At 71.5% G+C, this 19845-nt stretch carries 19 protein-coding genes; 11 read left to right on the forward strand and 8 right to left on the reverse strand.

Annotation, left to right across the window (positions count from 1 at the left end):
- Positions 1 to 425 precede the first annotated feature (425 nt).
- Genes ABEA93_RS09245 through ABEA93_RS09260 form a run of 4 tightly spaced genes read left to right on the forward strand, consistent with a single transcriptional unit; the run spans position 426 to position 3746 of the window.
- Positions 426 to 1172 (forward strand): ABC transporter ATP-binding protein, encoded by a 747-nt coding sequence (locus ABEA93_RS09245; protein WP_345674872.1) that lies wholly within the window; start codon positions 426 to 428, stop codon positions 1170 to 1172.
- Positions 1169 to 1888: an ABC transporter permease gene (locus tag ABEA93_RS09250; RefSeq protein ID WP_345674873.1), complete on the forward strand. Its 720-nt coding sequence runs from the start codon at positions 1169 to 1171 to the stop codon at positions 1886 to 1888. The genes ABEA93_RS09245 and ABEA93_RS09250 overlap by 4 nt, the downstream gene beginning before the upstream one ends.
- Positions 1885 to 3078: a sensor histidine kinase gene (locus ABEA93_RS09255; protein ID WP_345674874.1), complete on the forward strand. Its 1194-nt coding sequence runs from the start codon at positions 1885 to 1887 to the stop codon at positions 3076 to 3078. The genes ABEA93_RS09250 and ABEA93_RS09255 overlap by 4 nt, the downstream gene beginning before the upstream one ends.
- A complete protein-coding gene (locus tag ABEA93_RS09260) occupies positions 3075 to 3746 on the forward strand; it encodes a response regulator (RefSeq protein WP_345674875.1) in 672 nt (223 codons plus the stop codon). The genes ABEA93_RS09255 and ABEA93_RS09260 overlap by 4 nt, the downstream gene beginning before the upstream one ends.
- 165 nt (positions 3747 to 3911) lie before the next feature.
- On the opposite strand, the gene ABEA93_RS09265 is transcribed toward ABEA93_RS09260, so the two are convergent.
- Positions 3912 to 5006: a GNAT family N-acetyltransferase gene (locus tag ABEA93_RS09265; protein ID WP_345674876.1), complete on the reverse strand. Its 1095-nt coding sequence runs from the start codon at positions 5004 to 5006 to the stop codon at positions 3912 to 3914.
- Between the two features lie 30 nt (positions 5007 to 5036).
- Between ABEA93_RS09265 and ABEA93_RS09270 the strand changes: the two genes are divergently transcribed.
- From ABEA93_RS09270 to ABEA93_RS09280, 3 genes are all read left to right on the forward strand, one after another.
- Positions 5037 to 5504 carry a MarR family winged helix-turn-helix transcriptional regulator gene (locus tag ABEA93_RS09270; protein WP_345674877.1) on the forward strand — a complete coding sequence of 156 codons (468 nt, stop codon included), beginning with the start codon at positions 5037 to 5039 and terminating at the stop codon, positions 5502 to 5504.
- Positions 5505 to 5634: 130 nt separating this feature from the next.
- Positions 5635 to 6717, forward strand: a complete 1083-nt coding sequence (locus ABEA93_RS09275) for a helix-turn-helix domain-containing protein (RefSeq protein ID WP_345674878.1) — start codon at positions 5635 to 5637, stop codon at positions 6715 to 6717.
- A gap of 357 nt (positions 6718 to 7074) precedes the next feature.
- Positions 7075 to 8883, forward strand: a complete 1809-nt coding sequence (locus ABEA93_RS09280) for a hypothetical protein (protein WP_345674879.1) — start codon at positions 7075 to 7077, stop codon at positions 8881 to 8883.
- Between the two features lie 125 nt (positions 8884 to 9008).
- Here ABEA93_RS09280 and ABEA93_RS09285 read toward each other — a convergent pair whose 3' ends face one another.
- From ABEA93_RS09285 to ABEA93_RS09315, 7 genes are all read right to left on the reverse strand, one after another.
- Positions 9009 to 9311: a chaplin gene (locus ABEA93_RS09285; RefSeq protein ID WP_345674880.1), complete on the reverse strand. Its 303-nt coding sequence runs from the start codon at positions 9309 to 9311 to the stop codon at positions 9009 to 9011.
- Positions 9312 to 9613: 302 nt separating this feature from the next.
- Positions 9614 to 10120, reverse strand: a complete 507-nt coding sequence (locus ABEA93_RS09290; RefSeq protein WP_345674881.1) for an Asp23/Gls24 family envelope stress response protein — start codon at positions 10118 to 10120, stop codon at positions 9614 to 9616.
- 150 nt (positions 10121 to 10270) lie between these two features.
- A complete protein-coding gene (locus ABEA93_RS09295) occupies positions 10271 to 10684 on the reverse strand; it encodes a hypothetical protein (protein WP_345674882.1) in 414 nt (137 codons plus the stop codon).
- Positions 10681 to 11361 carry a hypothetical protein gene (locus tag ABEA93_RS09300; protein ID WP_345674883.1) on the reverse strand — a complete coding sequence of 227 codons (681 nt, stop codon included), beginning with the start codon at positions 11359 to 11361 and terminating at the stop codon, positions 10681 to 10683. Before ABEA93_RS09300 ends, ABEA93_RS09295 begins: the two co-directional genes overlap by 4 nt.
- Positions 11352 to 11963: an RNA polymerase sigma factor gene (locus ABEA93_RS09305; protein WP_345674884.1), complete on the reverse strand. Its 612-nt coding sequence runs from the start codon at positions 11961 to 11963 to the stop codon at positions 11352 to 11354. The genes ABEA93_RS09300 and ABEA93_RS09305 overlap by 10 nt, the downstream gene beginning before the upstream one ends.
- A gap of 173 nt (positions 11964 to 12136) precedes the next feature.
- Positions 12137 to 12790, reverse strand: a complete 654-nt coding sequence (locus ABEA93_RS09310) for a TetR/AcrR family transcriptional regulator C-terminal domain-containing protein (RefSeq protein ID WP_345674885.1) — start codon at positions 12788 to 12790, stop codon at positions 12137 to 12139.
- A 186-nt stretch (positions 12791 to 12976) separates the two neighbouring features.
- Positions 12977 to 14203 (reverse strand): family 1 glycosylhydrolase, encoded by a 1227-nt coding sequence (locus tag ABEA93_RS09315; protein WP_345674886.1) that lies wholly within the window; start codon positions 14201 to 14203, stop codon positions 12977 to 12979.
- A 497-nt stretch (positions 14204 to 14700) separates the two neighbouring features.
- Between ABEA93_RS09315 and ABEA93_RS09320 the strand changes: the two genes are divergently transcribed.
- The 4 genes from ABEA93_RS09320 to ABEA93_RS09335 are packed head-to-tail and all read left to right on the forward strand — an operon-like array spanning position 14701 to position 19832.
- A complete protein-coding gene (locus ABEA93_RS09320) occupies positions 14701 to 16224 on the forward strand; it encodes an ABC transporter substrate-binding protein (RefSeq protein WP_345674887.1) in 1524 nt (507 codons plus the stop codon).
- A gap of 31 nt (positions 16225 to 16255) precedes the next feature.
- Complete coding sequence (locus ABEA93_RS09325) at positions 16256 to 17203, forward strand: ABC transporter permease (protein ID WP_345674888.1); 948 nt, start codon at positions 16256 to 16258, stop codon at positions 17201 to 17203.
- Positions 17200 to 18996, forward strand: coding sequence for an ATP-binding cassette domain-containing protein (locus tag ABEA93_RS09330; protein WP_345674889.1), 1797 nt, complete (start codon positions 17200 to 17202; stop codon positions 18994 to 18996). The genes ABEA93_RS09325 and ABEA93_RS09330 overlap by 4 nt, the downstream gene beginning before the upstream one ends.
- Entirely contained in the window at positions 18993 to 19832 is an 840-nt protein-coding gene (locus tag ABEA93_RS09335) for an ABC transporter ATP-binding protein (RefSeq protein WP_345674890.1), read from the forward strand. The genes ABEA93_RS09330 and ABEA93_RS09335 overlap by 4 nt, the downstream gene beginning before the upstream one ends.
- Positions 19833 to 19845: the final 13 nt, after the last annotated feature.

Genomic DNA, 19845 nt, shown 5'->3' on the forward strand with positions numbered 1-19845 from the left:
CACAGTGGACAAACCTGCACCGCCGACGGGCATCTTCGTAGGAAAGGGTGACAGCCGCGGCAGCCTCCGAGCGGGACGCCTCGCGGCGTGTTGCGGGGCCTACGCCGATTGGCCGCAGGGCGCGGTGCCGAGAAGCCCACCATGGCATCGGCGAAGATGCACCGCCCCGGCACCGGCCTGCGGCAGACGAACCGCCCCTGCCGACACGCCCGGCGCGGCATCCACGCGCCTACTTCGACCTGGGGGCGTTCCAGGCGCAACTAGGGCACAACCAGGGCGCAACCAGCTGCGACGCACTGACCTGCGCACCGGTCCGGCAGCTGCCGGACGACCGTCGGCGCCCCGGGTGATTCCGACCGTGGTGGGAAGCGTGCTTCGGACCTCGGGCTGAAGACCGGGAGACGTACGGGCTGCAGGCTTCCGGCATGAACTCTTCGCGATCACATCCGGCCGCGGCCGCCGGCCCCGATCCGGCGGCGGTCACGGTCGAGGGGCTGACCAAGCGCTACGGCCGGACCACCGTCGTCGACCGGCTGTCGTTCACCGTGCGGTCCGGCGCGGTCACCGGCTTCTTCGGGCCCAACGGCGCGGGCAAGACCACGGTGCTGAAGGCGGTCGCCGGGCTGGTGCGCCCGACCGCCGGGCGCGTTCTGGTCCGGGGCCGTGCGACGGTGTCCGACCCCCGGGTGTTGGGCGTGCACATCGAACCGTGCGGCGCGCACCCGGGGCGTACCGCACGCGCCCACTTGGGGGCGCTCGCCGTGCTCGCCGGCCTGCCCCGGGCCCGCGTCGGCGAGGTGCTGGAACTGGTCGGTCTGGAGGACGCCGCCAAACGGCGGGTCGGCACGTACTCGCTGGGCATGCGCCAACGGCTCGGACTGGCCGCCGCGTTGCTGGGCGACCCCGACGTCCTCGTCCTGGACGAGCCGGTGAACGGCCTGGACCCGCAGGCGATCCGCCGCCTGCGCACGCTCATCCGGGAACGGGCGCAGCGCGGGGCCACGACCCTGCTGTCCAGCCACCTCCTGAGCGAGGCCGCCCGGATCGTCGACGACGTCGTGATCATCGACCAAGGGCGCCTGCTCCGGGCCGGAACCGTCGAGGAACTCACCTCGTCGACCGCGTCCCTGGACGACGTGTTCCACGACCTGACCGAAGGGCGCAGCGCATGAGCCGCCTGCTCAAGGGAGAACTGCTCAAGACCGCGACCACCCGGTCCGGGTACGCCTTCCTGCTCGGTGTCGTCGCGTTCGGCGTGCTCAACGCCGTGGTCGTCGCGGCGGCGTCGGGCGATCTGGACGAGGTCGCGGAGAAGCAGGAGGCGTTCGCCGGGCTGCCGGTCCTGCTGATGCTGTGGGGGCTGGTCGGCGCCGCGGGCGAGTACCGCCACCGCACCGCGGCACCGGCCGCGTTGGTGTCCGGCCGCGACCGCGGCACGGTGCTGCTCTCCCGGATCGCCGCGTACGCCCTGACCGCGCTGGTCATCGGGGTCCTGTCCGTCGCCGCGTCGACCGCGGTCGCCGTGCCGCTGCTGCGCGACGATCCGGGGCCCGGCCTCACGTCCGCGCAAATCGCTTCGGTCGCGGCGGGCAACCTGGCGGCGTTCGTGCTGTCTGCGATCATGGGGGCCGCCATCGGCGCGATGGTGCGCGTCCCGGTGGTGGGGGTGGTCGTCTTGCTCGTCGTGAACTTCGCGGTGCTCCCGCTGATCGCCGGTGTCGCCGAATCAGCGGCCGACCTTTCGCCGTTCGGTGCCGCCGCGATCCTGACGCGGTCGACGCACAACACCACGCTGTCCGTCGGGACCGCCGCCCTGGTCGTGGCCGCGTGGGCGGTCGCCCTGGCGATCGTGTCCGTCGCGAGCGAACGCCGGCGGGACCTGGCGTGAACGCCTCGTCCCGTGCCCTGCCCGGCTCCCTGCGTGCGGTGCGCCGGTGGTTCCCGGCGCACCGCACGCAGGTGTTCGACGCCGCTGTCGCCGCGGTGGCGACCGGGGTGGAACTGGGGCTGATGTTCGAGGACGCCTCGCCGGTCGCCGCCGTCCCCACGCTGCTCGCGCTCGCGGCCGGCATCGCCCTGCTCACCCGGCGGTACGCACCCGAGGCCGTCCTCGCCTTCACCTGCACGACCGCCGCAGTGCTCACGGTGGCCGGCCACTACCCCGGCGGCGCGCCGCCGTTGGTCGCCCTGTTCACCGTCGCCGAACTCCGTGAACGCCGCGCCTCGCTCCTCGCCCTCGCGCCGACGGCGGTGTTCCTGACGGCGTCGAGCATCTCCGCCGTCCCCGTCGCCGTGGGCGCGTGGGGCCTCGGCGCGTACGCCCAGACCCGGCGCCGGTACACCCTCGCCCTGGAGGAACGCGCCGACCACCTCGAACGCGAGCGCACCCAGCTGTCCCTGATCGCGGCGCAGCAGGAGCGCACCGCGATCGCCCGCGAGCTGCACGACATCGTCGCCCATTCCGTCACCGTGATGCTGCTGGGCGTACGCGGGGCCCGCGACGTCCTGCGCACCGCGCCCGACGTCGCCGACGACACCCTGGCCCGGGTGGAGACCAGCGCCGAGCAGAGCCTGGCCGAGCTCCGGCGCATGCTCCTGCTCCTGCGCGAGCCCGATGAGCGGCACGCGGCCCTGCACCCGCAGCCGTCGCTGGACCAACTCGCCGCGCTCGTCGCCTCGTACGACGCCGCCGGGCTGCCCGCGCATCTGGAGGTCAGCGGCCCCGCCCGGCCGCTGGACGGCGGCGTGGAGCTGTCCGTCTACCGCATCGTCGAGGAGGCGCTGACCAACGTGCTCAAGCACGCCCGCCCCACCCGCGTCGCGGTGACCCTCGGGTTCGGCCGCACGCACCTGGACGTCTCGGTCGTCAACGACGACGGACCGCACCACTCCGCGCCGCCCGGTCCTCCAGCCGGTCCTCCGTCAGCTCCTCCGCCCGGTCCGGCGACCACGGCCGGGCACGGCCTCGTCGGGATGCGCGAACGCGTCGCCGTCCTCGGCGGCGTACTGGAAGCCCGGCCCGAGGCCGACGGCGGGTTCCGGGTCGCGGCCCGCCTGCCCCTGGGGGACGCGGCATGACGATCCGCCTGCTCATCGTGGACGACCAGGAGCTGATCCGCACCGGCCTGCGGCTGTTCCTCCAGACCCAGGACGCTTTCACCGTCGTCGGCGAGGCCGCGGACGGCGCGGAGGCCGTCGCGCTGGCCCGCGAACTGCGGCCCGACGTGGTCCTCATGGACATCCGCATGCCGCACGTCGACGGCATCGAGGCCACCCGGCGCCTGCACGCGGCGGGAATCACGCCGCCGCCGCGCGTCCTGGTCCTGACGACATTCGACCTCGACGAGTACGTCTTCGGCGCGCTGCGGGCCGGCGCCGCCGGGTTCCTCCTCAAGGACGCGTCCCGCGCGCATCTCGTCGAGGCCGTCCACGTGGTCCACGACGGCGAGGCCCTGCTCTCGCCGTCGATCACGCGCCGCCTCGTCGAGAACTTCGCCGCCCGCGCCGAACCCCGCCCCGCACCCAGTCCCCTCGCGGCCGAACTGACCCCGCGCGAACACGAGACCCTGCTCCTGGTCGCGCGCGGCCTGTCCAACACCGAGATCGCCGCCCGCCTGGTCGTCACCGAGGCGACCGTCAAGAGCCACGTGGGCAGCATGTTCGCCAAACTCGCCCTGCGCGACCGGGCCCAAGCGGTGGTCTTCGCCTACGAACACGGCCTGATCGTCGCGGGCGAAGCGGGCTGACGCGGGCCTGCCGGCCGATCGGGTTGGGCGGAGAACCGGGACCGAACTCCCCTGGTCACCCGACCGTCCCGTGCCGACGACGCCGACCGCCTCCTCTGCGCGCCGGTGTTCGAAGGCGGGCGCCATCGGACGGGCCGGTGACCGCACCATCCCCCGCAGCCGCGGTCACGGGCCGCCGCCCGGCGTGGACTCCGCGGGATTCAGCTCTTTGACGAGACCGACGACCCCGTCGGTGTCGGCCGTCGATGCGCGCTCGTATCCCTCGCTCTGGTAGAGACCGATGTTGTATCCGCTGGCCGCGCCGGTGAACAGCACCATGCGACGGCAGCCCGGCTCGGCCGCGGCTTCGGCCGCACGGAGCAGCCATTGGCCTACGCGTTGACCCCGGAGATCGGGGACCACACCGAGTCGTCCGATGTGCCAGTCGGTTTCGAGGCGCCGGGCCCGGACCATGCCGAGGAGCCGACCGTCCAGCCACAGCCCCAGGGTGTACCAGGCCGCCAGCCAGTCGCGTACCTGCTCCGGAGACTCGTGCAGGGCGGGCACGTCCAAGGTGTCGTTGGCGAACGCCTCGTCCACCCAGCAGCATCGCTGAAGGACGGTGACCTCCGGGGCGTCGTCCGGAGTCAGCCGCCGCACATACGATCCCGGCAACGGGCCTGGCACCACGCCGGATCCCGCTCGCTCGCGCATCGGCCGCAAAGCCTGGGCAACGCGCACGAGTTCGTCCAGGACGCCGACGGCCGCCCGCTCGAGAGCGGGGTTCGGACGGATTCTCCCGTTGTCCGTCGCCTCGCCGATACGGATCGCGACTGCGGCGCCCAGCGGCACCAGACGCAGCGTGGTCACCACTTGCTTGGCGTGCTGGACGGACCGGGTGCCCGCGGAGGTGTTGCCGTAGCTGACGAAGCCGATCGGCTTCCACGCCCACTCGCGGCTGAGGTAGTCCAACGCGTTCTTCAGCGTCGCGGGCATCCCGTAGTTGTATTCCGGCGTCACGACGATGAAGCCGTCCGCCGCGTCCACGATCGCGCTCCACCGCCGTGTGTGCGCGTGCCGGTAGATCCCCGACGCCGGATGCTGCTCTTCGTCGAGGAACGGCAGATCGAGGTCGCCGAGGGCCGTCGGCACGAGTTCGACGGCGAGTTCCGTCGCGCGAGGGGTGATCGTCTCGACCACCCACTCGCCCACCGCCGGCCCCAAGGCGCCCGGGCGGTTGCTGCATATCAGCACGAGGATGCGCACGGGTTTCGTTGACATGGAAACGAAAGTAGGCGCTATGTTGTTTACATGTCAATGAGATCTTCGGCGGCCGAACCGGTGGAATGGCTGAACGCGAATGAGGACCGGGCATGGCGGGCCTTCCGCCGTCTGGTGATCGCCGTCCGGACAGGAACCACGCGCGACTTGGCCGACGCCGGCCTCTCCGAACCCGACTACGAGGTGCTCAGCACGCTGTCGGAGAGGCCCCAGCACACCAGCACCCTGCACGAACAGGCCGCCAAGATGGGCTGGTCGCGGAGCCGCCTCTCGCGACACGCCACCCGCATGGAAACACGCGGCCTGCTGCGGCGCGCGCCCGATCCCGACGACGGCAGAGGCTGCCTCCTGGTTCTCACCGAACAGGGCATGGACACGTTGACGAGCGCGGCCCCTGCCCATGTCGCGTCCGTACGGCGCCACTTCGTCGACCGACTCACCCCCGAGGACCTCGCCGCGCTGGAGGACATCGCCCGGAAGCTGGAAGCACCCCGGTAGGACGTGCGCCCACCGCCGGCCGCCCGGAAGACATCCCCGCCGGACGCATTCGGCACGCGGTCCTACGATGGGGCACCGCCGCCAGGCGGACGATCCCCCAATGCGCCCCGTCAGACGGAAGGTTGGCCGCGTGACACGTCCCCGTGGCAACGACACTCCACAACGAGGGTCGCTTGCGCACTCCGGCCCCCGGACCGCCCCACGCCACCGCATCGGTCCGGACGGCCGCCGCCGGTCCGCGGCACGCCCCGGCCCCGCCCACCGGGCCGGCTCCGCGCCCGACGTCGAAACGTGGCGCGACGTCCTGCGCGACGCGATCTTCCAGTTGGACGCCACCCCACTCCGCCCGGCCGCCCCCAGCAGCTACACCGGCTGGGTGGACATCCACCACTTCGGCGCCGTCAGCATCAGCGATGTCGCCTCCGACCCGGTGCGCGTCGCCCGCACTCCACGCCTCATCCGGCGAAACCCGGTCGACTTCTATCTCCTCCTGCTCGCCGTGCGGCCCAGCCAGGCCGCCGTCGGCACACACCACAACCGGCTGCGCCAAGGCGACGCCGTGCTGGTCGACTCGACCCAGCCCTACGCGCTCACCGCCGACGCCTTCGCCCACTACCTGTCCATACATGTGCCACGCGCCGCGGTCCGGCGGGACGTGGGTTCCGCACCCGCGCTCGGCCGCATCATCCCGGCCGAGGACCCGACGCTGCGGGTGCTCAACGCGGTCGTCACCGAACTCGTCCGCGGACCGCACGGGCGCCCGCCCGACACCCTTGCCGACCTCGGGCACACCGTGTACGAGCTGCTGGTGTCCACGCTCCGCACCGCCCCGGAAACCGGCACGTGGGGCTCCGGCGCGCAGCTGTCCCGGCGCGCCCAACTGGTACGCATGCGGGAGTTCGTCCGCATCCACCTGGCCGACCCGGGCCTGTCCCCGCGAGCGCTCGCCGCCGCATTCGGCGTCTCGACCCGCTACGTCGACCTCGTCTTCCGCGACGGCGGCAGCTCCCCCGCCGGATTCATCCGCGACACCCGCCTCGACGAAGCCCGGCGCAGGCTCGCCGACCCCCGGCAACGGCACCATTCCGTCACCTCGGTCGCGTGGTCCGTCGGTTTCACCGACCCCGGCGTCCTCACCCGCGGCTTCCGGCGCCGGTACGGCACCACCCCGGGCGAGTACCGCCGGGAGACCCTTGCGGGAACAGCCGAGTAAACCTCGCGGACTTCCTCGGCGTCCGGGCACCGGCGCGTCGCGGGCCCGGCTGTCCCTCGCACGCAGCCGGCCCTCCCGTGCGGCCGCCGCCTCCTCGGCATCACGTGGTTCGGTCCCCGGTTTGGCTCCTGCCAGAAACCGTGCGTGAAAGGCCGGTCCGGCGTGCGCAGATCGCCGGTAGCCCGCGAGTAGCGCCTGCCATCGTCTTGGTGCCTGCCACGAGGTGCCCGGCAACCGGGCGCCGCGGCGCGTGATGCAGGCCGGTGGCCGCCGCCCAGGCCGAATCTCTCGGTTGATCCGCACGCCCGACACGCAGCTGCCGCCGGTGTGCGCCACGAGGACATGGAGGTGTCCAGGATGATCCGAAGGAGCAGGTCGGGCCCGCACGGCCGGTCGGCGAGCCCGCGGTCCGTCGTGCTGCTTCTCGCCGCCGCGACTCCGCTGCTCGCGGCGACGCCCGGCGCCGCAGCACCCGAGACCGCCCAGGCGACGGCGACGGACAGCAGCTACAGCGCCCGCTACTTGGTGCGGCCCAATCCGCTGCCCTCGGTCAACGGAATGGCGCTCGACGGCCAGGGGCACCTGTACGTGGCCCAAGCCCTGGTGAACCGCATCACCCGCATCGACCTCGCCACCGGTGCCGCGGTGCGCATCGCCGACGACACCGACCCCGTGGGCGAGTCCCTGCAGTCCCCGGACGATGTGGCCGTGGGCCCCGACGGGAACCTCTACATCACCAACGCCCTGAAGAAGTCCGTCGTCCGCATGGCACCCGACGGAAGCGGGCGGACCACCGTCGCCGCCGACGTGACGGACGGGATCACCGGGCCGAACGGCATCGCCTTCGCGCCCGACGGGCGGCTGTTCGTCAGCGACCTGGCGTTCGACCCCGCGCATCCGGGCGGACTCTGGCAGGTCGACCCGCAGGGCACCGCGGCCCCGGTCCGGATAACCGACCGGCTCCACGTGCCCGAGGGCTTCGGCATGGCGTCCGACGGCCTGGCCTACGTTCCCGAGTACTACGCCGGGCGGATCGCGGTCGTGGACCCGGGCGACCCCGCTTCCGTCACCCGGCTTCCCGCCGTGTTCTCCGGCATGGTGTCGGCCGTGAAGGTGACGCCCAAGAGCCTCGACCCGGCCGAACCGCTCGTCGTCGTCGAGAACCTCCCGGGCCGGGGCAACGTCTGGCGCGTGGACCGGACTTCCGGCGAGAAGACGCTGCTCGCCACCGGAACCGGCGCCGCCTTCGACAACCTGGTGATCGATCCGCACGACGGCGCGATCTACGTCTCGAACTTCGTACAGGGCGGCGTCCAGCGGGTGAACCCCCGCACGTGCGGCCTGACGCAGGTCTTCCCCGCCGGGGCTCTGGCCACCCCGACCTCGTTGAGCCTGAACGCCGACGGTTCGCTCCTCGTCGCAGGCGGCACCTCACTCGCGTCGGTGAACTCCCGCGGCCAAGTGACCACGCTGTCGCAGTTCCTCGTCGACGGGAACCAAGGCGTCACCCCCGGCGCCGTGCGGATCGGCGACACGGTCTACTACACCGACTGGCTCGACTCGTCGCGCCCCGGCCGCCTGATGAAGCGCGACCTGGCCACCGGCGCCCAAAGCGTCGTCGCGAGCGGGTTCGCCATCCCCTGGCACGTCCGGCAGGGCCCGGCCGGCACGCTGCTGCTGACCGACGAAGTCCTGGGCACCGTCTACCGGATCGACCTGGCCACCGGGACGAAGACCGTGATCGCCACCGGACTCACCTCCCCGGCCGGTCTCGCCTACGACCCGGGCACGCAGCAGGTCTACATCGCGGAGGCCGGCGCCGGACGCGTGGTCGCGGTCCCCGCCCAAGGCGGACTCCTCCGCACGGTCGCCGACGGCCTGGCCAAACCCGAAGGCGTCACCCTCGACGACCAGGGCCGGCTCCTCGTCGTGGACGCCGCGGGCGCCGCCCGGGAGAACGCCGACTTGCCCGGCAGCCTGATCCGCATCGTCCCCGGAACCAAGAGCCGGACCACGCTCGCGACCGGGCTGCCCACCAAGCTCACCGGGATCACGCTGATCCCCGGATTCACCTACACGTCCGACGTCGTCGCACGTCCCGACGGCTCGATCGTGGTGAGCGGCGCCGCGGACGGCTCGCTCATCCAACTCTCCCGCGGCCACTGACCCCACGTCGGAGGATCGGCCGCGGCGACTTGGTCGCGCCGACGATCTCGCGACACGGCACGCGGCCGGCGCCGGGACGAGGAACCCCGGCGTCGGCCGCGTGCCGCCGTCACCCTCTGCGGCCGTCAGCCGCCGTGGTGGCCCGAGCCCATCTCCGGCATCATCTCGGGCATGCCGTGGTGCCCGCCGTCGACGTTGGCGCAGACGTTGCCGACGGCCGGGTTCAGCAGGCCGATGACGTTGACGGTGTTGCCGCAGACGTTGACCGGAACGTGGACCGGGATCTGGACGACGTTGCCGGACAGCACGCCCGGCGAGCCGACCGCCGCACCGTTCGCGTCGGCACCCGCGAACGCGGCACCGGAGCCGGCCAGAACCAGGGCGGCAACTCCACCGGCGACGACCGCCGCCTTCTTGATGACCTTCATGGCATCTCCCATTTCCCGTCGGGGCGGCGCCGTTCGGCGCCCTCCCGGAGGAAACGACGACGGGAGCGCCCCGGTCACCGCCGACGCCGACACGTCACCCGGACGCCCGGCACATCGCCATCCGTACGACGGAACAGCGCACGCCGGGGCAATCCGCGCCACGGCCGGCAACGAATGCCCGCCCCTGGCGAAGTGGACGACGCGAGCGCGGTGCAGTCGGCGTCCGGTTCGCCGGCACGACCGGCCCTGAACGACGATCAGGATGCGCGAGCCCCCCGCCGCGTCGGCAGCATGCGGCGCCATCACTCGACGCGCGTGCCCGCGGAGTCTTCGTCGCCGGGAATGTGGATGTCGGTGACGGCGATGTTGACCTCGACGACCTCCAGCGAGGTCATCCGCTCGATGGCGGAGACGACGTTCTCGCGCACTTCGTAGGCGAGTTCGCCGATCGCCACGCCGTACTCGACGACGATCTCCAGGTCGATCGCGGTCTGCTTCTCGCCGACCTCGACCTTGACGCCGCGGGTGACGCTGGGACGCCCGCCCGGGACCCGGTCGCGGACGGCGCCGAGCGCCCGGGTGAGGCTGCCGCCGAACGCGTACACGCCGGGCACCTCTCGGGCGGCCATCCCGGCGATCTTCCCGACCACCGGGTCGGCGATGGACGTACGGCCGCGGTCTGCCGGGACGGCGAACGCCGGCACGGCGACCTCCTGCCCCGGCTGCGCGGCGACGGCCGGGCTCCGGTCCTCGGCGCGGCGCGCGGACGGGGTCGAAGCGGCGGTGTCGGTCTTCGTCGCGGTGCTCACAGTCGTCCTCCTTGTCGCGGGCCGGCGACGGCCCGGTCCGGTGATGTCCAGTACCCCTTGGACACGCCGGCCGCGGATTCCTCACGCACCATCGCGAACTTCTTTTCCGCTCCACCCGATCGGCGCAGCGGGAACAGGCGTGCCCCGACGTCAGCGCGGCGCCGCGAGCACCGCGGTCACCACGACACCGACCGCCACCAACTCCGCACGAGCACCTGCAGGCGGCCCCACGCGCGGCTCCTGCCCGCTCCCGTCCGGCCACGTCGGCATCGCGGACCGCAGGGCGCCGACGACAGCCGCGCGCACCGCACCTGCGACGGACGCCACGTGGTGCCCCTCGTACACGGCGAGGTGGATGCGGACGTGCCAGCCGCCCTCGCGGGTGGTGACGGTGACGCCCGCCGCCTGATCCGGAACGCGCCGCGCACGCCGCACGTCGCCGCCGCGGACACCGGGGCTGAGGTAGGCAACTCCCGGTACACGGCGCGCCGCCTCGGCGGCGGCCAAGGCCAGCCTGCGAGCCGGCCCAGGGGTGGTCGGCGCAGGGGTATAGCGCAGGGTCATCGCAGTATCCTCCGGGGCGGGGCGGACGGCGGTTCGTCACGCAGTTCCACGACCGCCACATCGACCGCCGCCACGTCCATGCCCAGGTGGCGGTCGGCGGTCTCCAGGACGCGCAGTCGCACACGCTCGGCGGTATCGGTCAGGGACGGTACGGACGCCACGGCGATCTCGATGCGGACCCACAGCGGTTCACGCGGCAGGCGCTGTGCCGGATGCGCGCGGTCGGACCCGCCCAGCGGACGGATCCGGCAGCTCCCCGCCCACACACCCGGTTCGCGTTCCGCGGCGGCCCGCAGCACGCGCGCCGCGGCAGCCTCGGTGATCCAGTCGTCGGACTCCTCGGGTGTCCCGGGCTCATCCCCAGGCTGTCCTTCCCCGCCGGAACCGGTCTCCGCGATGCCGAGCGGTACCAGGGGGCCGGGGCGCAGTTCGGTGCGGACGACGTCCATGACCCGGGCGGCGAAGTCCGCCTGCCGTGCCTCGTCGGGGCGGCCGGGCGCCATGGCATCGGCGACCACCACGTGCAATGCCTCCATGCCGGACACGGCGTCGCGGCAGTCCGGGCATGTTCCGTGGCCCGCGGGAGGCCGGCCGGTGTCCCACAGCTCGGCAAGCGATGCCCCGCACGGCAGGACTTCGTCGTCGTCACCCGGTGCCGGGTGCGGTTCTAGCGCCATGGCTGCATCGCCTCCATCAGGCCGCGGCGGGCGCGGAACAGACGGCCGCGTACCGCCGGTTCCGCTATGCCGACGACATCGGCGATCTCCTCGTACGACATTCCGTGCAGCTCCCGCAGTACCCAGCATGCACGCTGATCCGCGGTGAGGGCGGCAAGTGCCACGTTCAGCGCCCTCGCGGACGCCGCGGACTCGGCGGCGCGCGGCGGGTCGAGCGCGGGGTCGGCCATGGGCGGTTCCGGGGCCGCGTCGAGAGGACGGGTCGCGGGCCGCGCACGCAGGATGTTCAGGCAGCGGTTGGTGGTGATCCGGAACAACCACGTCCCGAACGCCGCCTCGCGACGGAACTCGGGCAGCCGCCGCCACGCCGTGACCAGCGCGTCCTGAACCGCGTCCTCCGCCTCGGCCGCACTACCCAGCAGCCGGGAAGCCAAGGCAAGCAGCTGAGGCGCATGGCCACGCACCAGCACCTCGAACGCGGCGTCGTCACCCTCCACCGCACGCGTGACCAAAAGCCCTTCCGGCGTCGCCTGCTCCCCGGCCTGGCCGCCCTCCACGGGGACTTCACCCGGCGCAGGGTCGTCATGGGCGTTGCCGTGCATCCGTCTCCCGGTTCCGAACGCGGACTTGCAGCCTAGGGCAACAGCCACCCGACTCCGCCGAGACGGCCGCTGCGCCGACGGCGTCCCCGGGCGCTGCCGTGCACCACAGCCGACCGGCGGACGCCTCGACGCCCGGGCGGATGCGCCGGAGACGGCACGCCCGCGGGCAACCGTCACCGACGCATGTGTTCGAGAGCGGTGAGTACGGCTTCGAGGTCGAAGTCGAACTGGACGTCGGCGTCGTAGCCTTCCGCGACCACGGCACGGAGCGCCGGGAAGGCTTCGGAGTCTTGGGCGACGACGGAGGCGATGGAGGCGCGGTGGGGTTCGGCGTCGTACTGGCGCAGGACCAGGACCGACCGGACGTTGGCGTGGACGAGTTCCCCGACGAGGGTGACGGCAAGTCCTGCGGTGCGGGCGGCGAAGCCGTCGCGCAGCAGGACCGCGAACAGCTTTTCGACCTGGTCGAGTTGGCGTCGGCCCACGGAGCCGACGAACAGTTGGTACTCGGCGGGCTCGGTCAGCTCCGACAACGACGCGCGAGAGGCGCGTGCGAACGCTTCCAGCCAAGTGCGCCAGTCCGCGCCGTCCGCGGGCATCCAGGACTCGTCCATGGCCTCCTCGATGCGTGCGGCGGCGACGAGGGCCACGAGGGCATCGCGATCGGCGACGTGGTGGTAGAGCGCGGGGCGCTGGACGCCGAGGCGGTCGGCGACGGCCTGCATGCTGAGCGGCCGCCCATCCTCCTGCAAGGCGAGGGCGACCTGGACGATCCGCTCCCGGTCGATACGAGCAGGCCTACCCCGACCGCGCTTGCTGCCGTCCAAGACTGCTTCCCTTGTCGTACCGACCCGGACGACTGACATTTTACGGCAGTAAGAAAAGCGGCGCGGTCGGCGTTTCCGGCGACGGCCCCTACGCCGCCGAAGCGAAACGGCTTGTCCCCGAAGCCCCGTTCGCGTTCAGCCTGGCGTTCGTCGTGGCCGGGGCCGAGGCCCGGTCAAGGCCGCTGATCAGCTTTTCAGTTCGCGGGCGATGCTGCCGAGCCAGTATGCCGACGGCTTGGGTGTGCGCACGAATGTCGTCCGGTCGACATGGATGAGGCCGAAGGTGAAGTGGTACGAGCCCCATTCGTAGTTGTCCAGGGCCGACCAGTGCAGGTAGGCACGGACGTCTATCCCGTCGGCGCTTGCGGCGGCCAAGCCTTCGAGGGCGCCGGCGGTGTAAGCGATGCGCTGGGTGTCGTCGTCGGCAGCGATGCCGTTCTCGGTGACCAGGATCGCCACGTCCGGCCCGACCGCCGCCGCGGTCTGCCGGACGGCCTCGCCGAGGGCCGGAGGGTAGTACTCCAGACCGACCAAGGTCCGGGGAGTGTCCTCGGCGTGCGGAATCGGCCCGTCCTTGCCGAGGCGTGTGCGGGAGTAGGACTGCACGCCCACCCAGTCGTCGTCCCGGGAGGCGTCGAGGAACACGTTCTCGCGGGGCCAGGCGTAGGCCTCCGCCTCCGCCTCGGCACCGGGCTCGGCCTGGAAGACCTGGTTGGCGATCGTCCAGCCGAGTTTGAGGTGCGGGTGCACGGCCTTGACGGCCTTGACCGCGGCTTTGTGCGCCCGGATCAGGGCGTCGGTGCTCGGCTGATGCGGCACCAGCGCGGCCATGGTGGGGACGTCCGGGGTGTCGCCGTCGGGCGCCATGAGCCCGTTGACCAGCGTGATCATGTTCGGCTCGTTGATCGTGGCGACATACTCGACGCCCTCGCCGAGGATCTCCGCAGCGACGGTCGCGTAGTTCGCGAACACGTCGGCGGCGTCCGGCGCGAGCCATCCGCCGCGTGCGTCGAACCAGTAGGGCGAGGTGAAGTGGTGCAGGGTCACCACGGGGGTGAGACCGCGCTCGACGGCGCCGCGGATCATGCCTCGGTAGTGCTCCAGCATGGCACGCGAGATGTTTCCGGGTTCCGGCTCGATGCGAGCCCACTCGATGCCGAACCGGTAGGCGTTGAAGCCGAGATCGCGGAGCAGGTCCATGTCTTCGGGCCAGCGGTGGAAGTGGTCCACCGCGTCGCCGCTCGGTTCGGTGATGGGAATCGGACCCGGATTCTCGCTGTGCTCGCGCACCCACCAATCGCTCGACACGTTGTTGCCTTCGACCTGGTGCGGGGAGGTCGATGCGCCGAACAGGAAGCCGGCGGGCCAGTCGAACCCGTCCGGTGTCTGCGGACGGTGCGCGGGGACGGCCATGAGGACTCCTTCGATGTGTGCGGCGCCGCGCTGTCGACAGCACGGATCGACCTCCGTGGACCTTCCGATCGAGGCGCGGGAACCGGTCCGCGGCGCCACATCGGCGCCTGCCTCCGCCTCCGCGGGCTTCGGGGTGGCTCCGGCCCCCGACCGTAGACGCCCGCCGAACACACCGTCAATGACTTTCTCACGGTCGAGAAAAATAGGACCGAGCGCACCCCGAGGCCACCTCCGCATCCGCGGCCGACCCGGGCTCATGCCTGGCCGACCGAGGGCGGACCGCCAGGATGAAGGATTTTTTACACCCGACGGAAAATCACTTTTCGGTCACGTGTCGACAATCGCAGGCTTCCGCCCTTGCCGAATTCACGTGCGTGAAAAAAGATGTCGGCACGTCCCGGCCGCGGGAGAAAGCCTCGCCGCGCCACCGCAGGGCGTTTGGTCGCGCCCGAGGTCCGGGACCGGCGATCCCCATCCCCTTTCGTTTGGAGAGATCCATGCGCACGCAGCCCTTGCCGAGAATCGGCGCCTCGATTGCCGCCAGTGCGCTTCTGCTGACCGGGTGCGCCGGCACCACGGGCGGCGGCACCGACAGCCTGACCATCGGTTCGCGGACGGCGCCGCAGGGCTTCGACCCGGTGAACGCCATCGGCAGCGCGCTGCCGTACTACCAGGCGGTGTACGACACGCTGATCAAGCGTGAACCGGACGGCAGCTACAGCCCCATGCTCGCCACCGCGTGGGATCTCGACCCGACGCGTACCAAGCTCAGCCTGACCCTCCGCCAAGGCGTGGCCTTCGGTGACGGCACGCCGTTCAACGCCGAAGCCGTCAAAGCCAACCTCGAACGCTTCAAGAACACGCCCGGCTCCAACACCCGCTGGCTCACCGACCTCGAGGCCGTCGACGTGGTCGACCCCGCGCATGTCGACCTCAAGCTCAAGCAGCCCAACCCGGCCATGCTCTACTACCTCAGCGACTCGGCCGGCCTCATGGCCAACCCGGCCAAGTTCGCGCAGCCCGAGAGCCTGAAGGCGACCCCGGACGGCACCGGGCCGTACAAGCTGAACACCGCGAAGACGGTCACCGGCACCAAGTGGGTCTACGAGCGCAACGACCAGTACTGGGGCACGAAGCTCCCCTACAAGACGGTGACGTACAACTACTTCGACAACGAGACCGCCATCGTCAACGGTCTCAAGTCCGGCCAACTCGACGCGGCCGTCCTGCTCGACGCCGACCAGCAGCTCGCCGTGGAATCCGGCTTCACGACCAAGTCCACGCCACAGAACTTCGACTTCTCCTGCCTGATGCTCCTCGACCGCGACGGCGTCCTCACCCCGGCGCTGAAGGACGTGCGCGTGCGCCAGGCGCTCAACTACGCCGTCGACCGGCAGACGATGCTCAGGTCACTGCAACGCAGCAAGGGCGAGGTCACCAGCCAGGTATTCGGCACGCAGGCGCCCGGATACAAGAAGGAACTCGACGCCTACTACACCTATGACCCGGCCAAGGCCAAGGCCCTCCTCGACCAGGCCGGGTTCGGCAAAGGCTTCACCCTCAAGCTGCCGCGCCCCGTCGGCATGGTCAACGACGCCCTCGCCGCTTCCCTCCAGACCGATTTCAAGGCCATCGGCGTCACCTTGGTCTGGGACCAATTCGACCCCACCCAGTTCGCCCAGAAGGTCTTCACCGGCCGCCAGTACTCGGGGCTCGTCATGAACCTCGGCCAGTACTCGAACGACTGGGCGGTCGCGAACGACTGGGTCGCGCCGGGCCCGTTCAACATGTTCGGCAACACCGACCCGACCATCCAGGACCTGATGGCCAAGATGAAGACGGACACCGGCGACCAGGAGAAGGCCGAAGCCCAGGCACTCAATCAACACCTCGTCGAGCAGGCGTGGTTCCTGCCCTTCTACCGCGTGACCTACCTGCACGTCACCGACGGGACCGTGAACGTCGTTCCCCAGGACGGCATGGCCGTCCCCTCGATCTACAACTACACCCCCGCCAAGTGACCGTTCCTCCGGGCGCCGAAAGCCGACAGCCATGCTCCTTTTCACCGTACGAAGAGTCCTCTCCGGGCTGTTCCTCCTCTTCGTGATCTCGTTCCTCGCCTACCTGCTCCTGTCGGTCCAGGACATCGACGTCGGACAGCAGGTCCTGGGCATGGGCGCCCGCCCCGACCAGATCGATGCGAAGAACGCCCAACTCGGCCTGGACCGCCCCATGCCCGCCCAGTACTTCGACTGGCTCGGCCATGCCCTGCGCGGCGACCTGGGGACGTCCTGGTACACAGGTGAGGACATCAACCAGACCGTCTCCACCCGGCTTCCGGTCACCCTGAGCCTCATGGTCGGCGTCACTCTGGTCAGCGGCGTGGTCTCGTTCCTCGCGGGCACCTGGGCCGGACTGCGGCAAGGCGGCATCGTCGACAAGGGCATCCAATTCCTCGGCGTCCTCGGATACTCCGTCCCCGGGTTCCTGCTGACCCTCCTGCTCGTGCAGATCTTCGCGGTCCAGCTCAAGTGGTTCCCGGCCATCGGCTACACCCCCTTCGCCGAATCGCCCGGCGGCTGGCTGTCCACGATCACCCTTCCGGTGATCGCCCTGTCCACCGGCGCGGTCGCGGGCGTCTCCCAACAAGTCCGCGGCGCGGTCGCGGACGTACTGCGCCAGGACTACGTCCGCACGCTGCGCGCCCGCGGCCTCCCGCCGCACCGCGTCGTCCTCGAACACGTGCTGCGCAACGCCTCCGCACCCGCGCTGTCGGTGCTCGGCATGCAGTTCGTCGGCCTCATCGGCGGCACCGTCTTGGTCGAGCAGATCTTCGCCCTGCCCGGCATCGGCAGTATGGCCGTCACCTACACGGCGCGCGGCGACGTTCCCGCGATCATGGCCGTGGTCATGGTCAGCGTCATCGGTGTCGTCCTGATCAACCTGCTCGTCGACCTCGCGATCGGCTGGCTCAACCCGAAGGCGAGGGCCGCCGCATGACCGACGCACCCGCGCTCACCACCGCGGCGGACACCCCGCCGACCGCCGCACGCGGCTTGGCCGGACGCCTGATGCGCAACCCGCTCGGCGCCACTGCCGCGGCGTTCCTGGCCGTCGTCGTGCTCGCGTCGTTCGCGGCACCGCTGCTGGCCCCCGGCGACCCAGCCGCGGCGAGCCTCAAGGACGCTTTCGCCGACCCGAGCGGCGCACACTGGCTCGGCACCGACTCGGCAGGCCGCGACATCCTCTCGCGGCTTCTGTACGGCGGCCGCGAGACGCTGCTCGGCGCACTCGTCACCCTCGGCATCGGCCTCGCACTCGGCGTGCCGGCCGGACTGTGGGCCGGCTACCGCGGCGGCTGGTTCGATGCCGTCGCCGACTGGTGCGCGAACCTGGTGATGGCCCTGCCCGCGATGATCGTCCTCCTCGCGTCGCGCGCCGTCATCGGCCCGACCGTGTGGGCGCTGATGATCGTGCTCGGCGTGCTCGTCGCCCCGGCCTTCTTCCGCCTGGTCCGCGGCATCGTCACCACGGTGCGCGGCGAACTGTACGTCGACGCCGCCCGAGTCTCCGGCCTTTCCGACACCCGGATCGTCACCCGCCACGTGCTCATCGTGGTGCGCGGACCGGTCGTCATCACCGTCGCCCTCGTCGCCGGCATCGCCATCGGACTGCAAGCCGGACTGGAGTTCCTCGGCGTCGGCAGCGGCGACACCCCCACCTGGGGAGCGATGCTCAACGAAGCGTTCAAGAGTATCGAACGCGCCCCCATGCTGCTGCTGTGGCCCGGCCTCGCCCTCGGCCTCACCAACGCCGCGCTGGTCCTCTTGGCCGCGGCGATGCGCGACGCCTTGGAAGACCGCGGGACACCCGCCCGCGCCGCCCGAACGCGCCGCGCCCCGGCGCCGGAACCCGCGCGGGAACGGAAAGACGCGAGCCCGGCGGTACCGGGGCAGCGCGCCGCGCTGCTGTCCGTGCGGGACCTCGCCGTCGCCTACGCGACTCCCGACGGGACCGAACGCCGGGTCGTGCACCGCGTCGACCTCGACGTCGCCCCCGGCGAAATCGTGGGCCTGGTCGGCGAATCCGGCTCCGGCAAGACACAGACGGCGTTCGCCGTGCTGGGGCTGCTCCCGGCCGCGGGGCGGATCGCCCGCGGGAGCATCCTCGTCGAAGGACGCGAACTCACACATGCCGCGGAGCGCGATTACCGGGCTCTTCGCGGCAAGACCCTTGCGTATGTGCCGCAGGAACCGATGAGCAATCTCGACCCCGCGTTCACCGTCGGGAGCCAACTGACCGAACCCCTGCGCGTGGTCCTGGGCCTGTCCCGCAAAGAGGCCGCGACACGCGCTCTCGCCTTGCTGCGCGAGGTCGAGATCCGCGACCCCAAGCGGGTGTTCGACTCCTATCCGCATGAGATCTCCGGCGGCATGGCACAGCGTGTCCTCATCGCCGGCGCGATCTCGTGCGACCCCAAGTTGCTGATCGCGGACGAGCCGACCACCGCGCTGGACGTCCGCGTGCAAGCCGAAATCCTGGACCTGCTGCGCCGGTTGCGCGACGAACGCCGACTCGGAGTGCTGCTCGTCACGCACAACCTCGGCGTGGTCGCGGACCTGTGCGACCGCGTTGCGGTGATGCAGACCGGCCGCATCGTCGAAGTCGGCGACACCGCCCGGGTTCTGCACACGCCGACCGCCCCGTACACCCGGAAGTTGCTGAACGCCGTCCTCGACGACGTCCCGGCCCGTGCCCCCTGGCGGCCGGATCCGGCAAGGAGCACCGCATGACCGACCGTCTCCTCGACATCGCGGACCTGCGCGTGGCCTACCGGGGCAAGGGATGGCGCGCACCGGGCAAGGAAGTCCTCAAGGGCGTCTCCCTCTCCATCCGCCGCGGCGAAACGCTCGGGCTGGTCGGGGAATCCGGGTCCGGCAAAACCACCCTGGGCCGGGCCGTCCTCGGACTGGCACCGATCGCCTCGGGCACCGTCACCTTCGACGGCGAACGGATCGACGACGCCGACCGCAAGCGGCGCCGCGCGCTCGGCCGCGACCTCCAAGTGATCTTCCAAGACCCCTACACGTCCCTGAACCCGTCGCGCACGATCGGCGACACCTTGGGCGAACCGCTGCTCGGGCACGGTGTCGGCACCGCCGAGGCCCGCGCCCGGGTGGTGTCCCTGCTCGACCGCGTGCACCTGCCCGCCGACGCCGCCGGGCGCCTGCCCCGCGAGTTCTCGGGCGGTCAGCGCCAGCGTGTCGCCATCGCCCGTGCCCTCGCCCTGCGTCCGCGGCTGGTGGTGTGCGACGAGCCGGTGTCGGCACTCGACCTGACCACCCAGCGCAGCGTCCTGGACCTTCTCCTGGAGATCCAGCAGCAGACCCAGGTTTCCTACCTGTTCGTCTCGCACGACTTGTCCGTCGTACGGCTCATGAGTCACCGTGTCGCCGTGCTGCGGCACGGCGAGATCGTGGAGACCGGCGACGCGGCGGCCGTGACCGGCAACCCGGAGCACCCGTACACCCGTGATCTGTGGCTGTCCGCGCCCGTGGCCGACGTCGCGGCACAGCGCGAACGACGCATGCGCCGCCGCCCTGCCCCGCCCGGCACGGGCAACGGATGAACAGTGCACGGAC

The organism is Yinghuangia aomiensis (assembly GCF_039542225.1).
Classification (GTDB): domain Bacteria; phylum Actinomycetota; class Actinomycetes; order Streptomycetales; family Streptomycetaceae; genus Yinghuangia; species Yinghuangia aomiensis.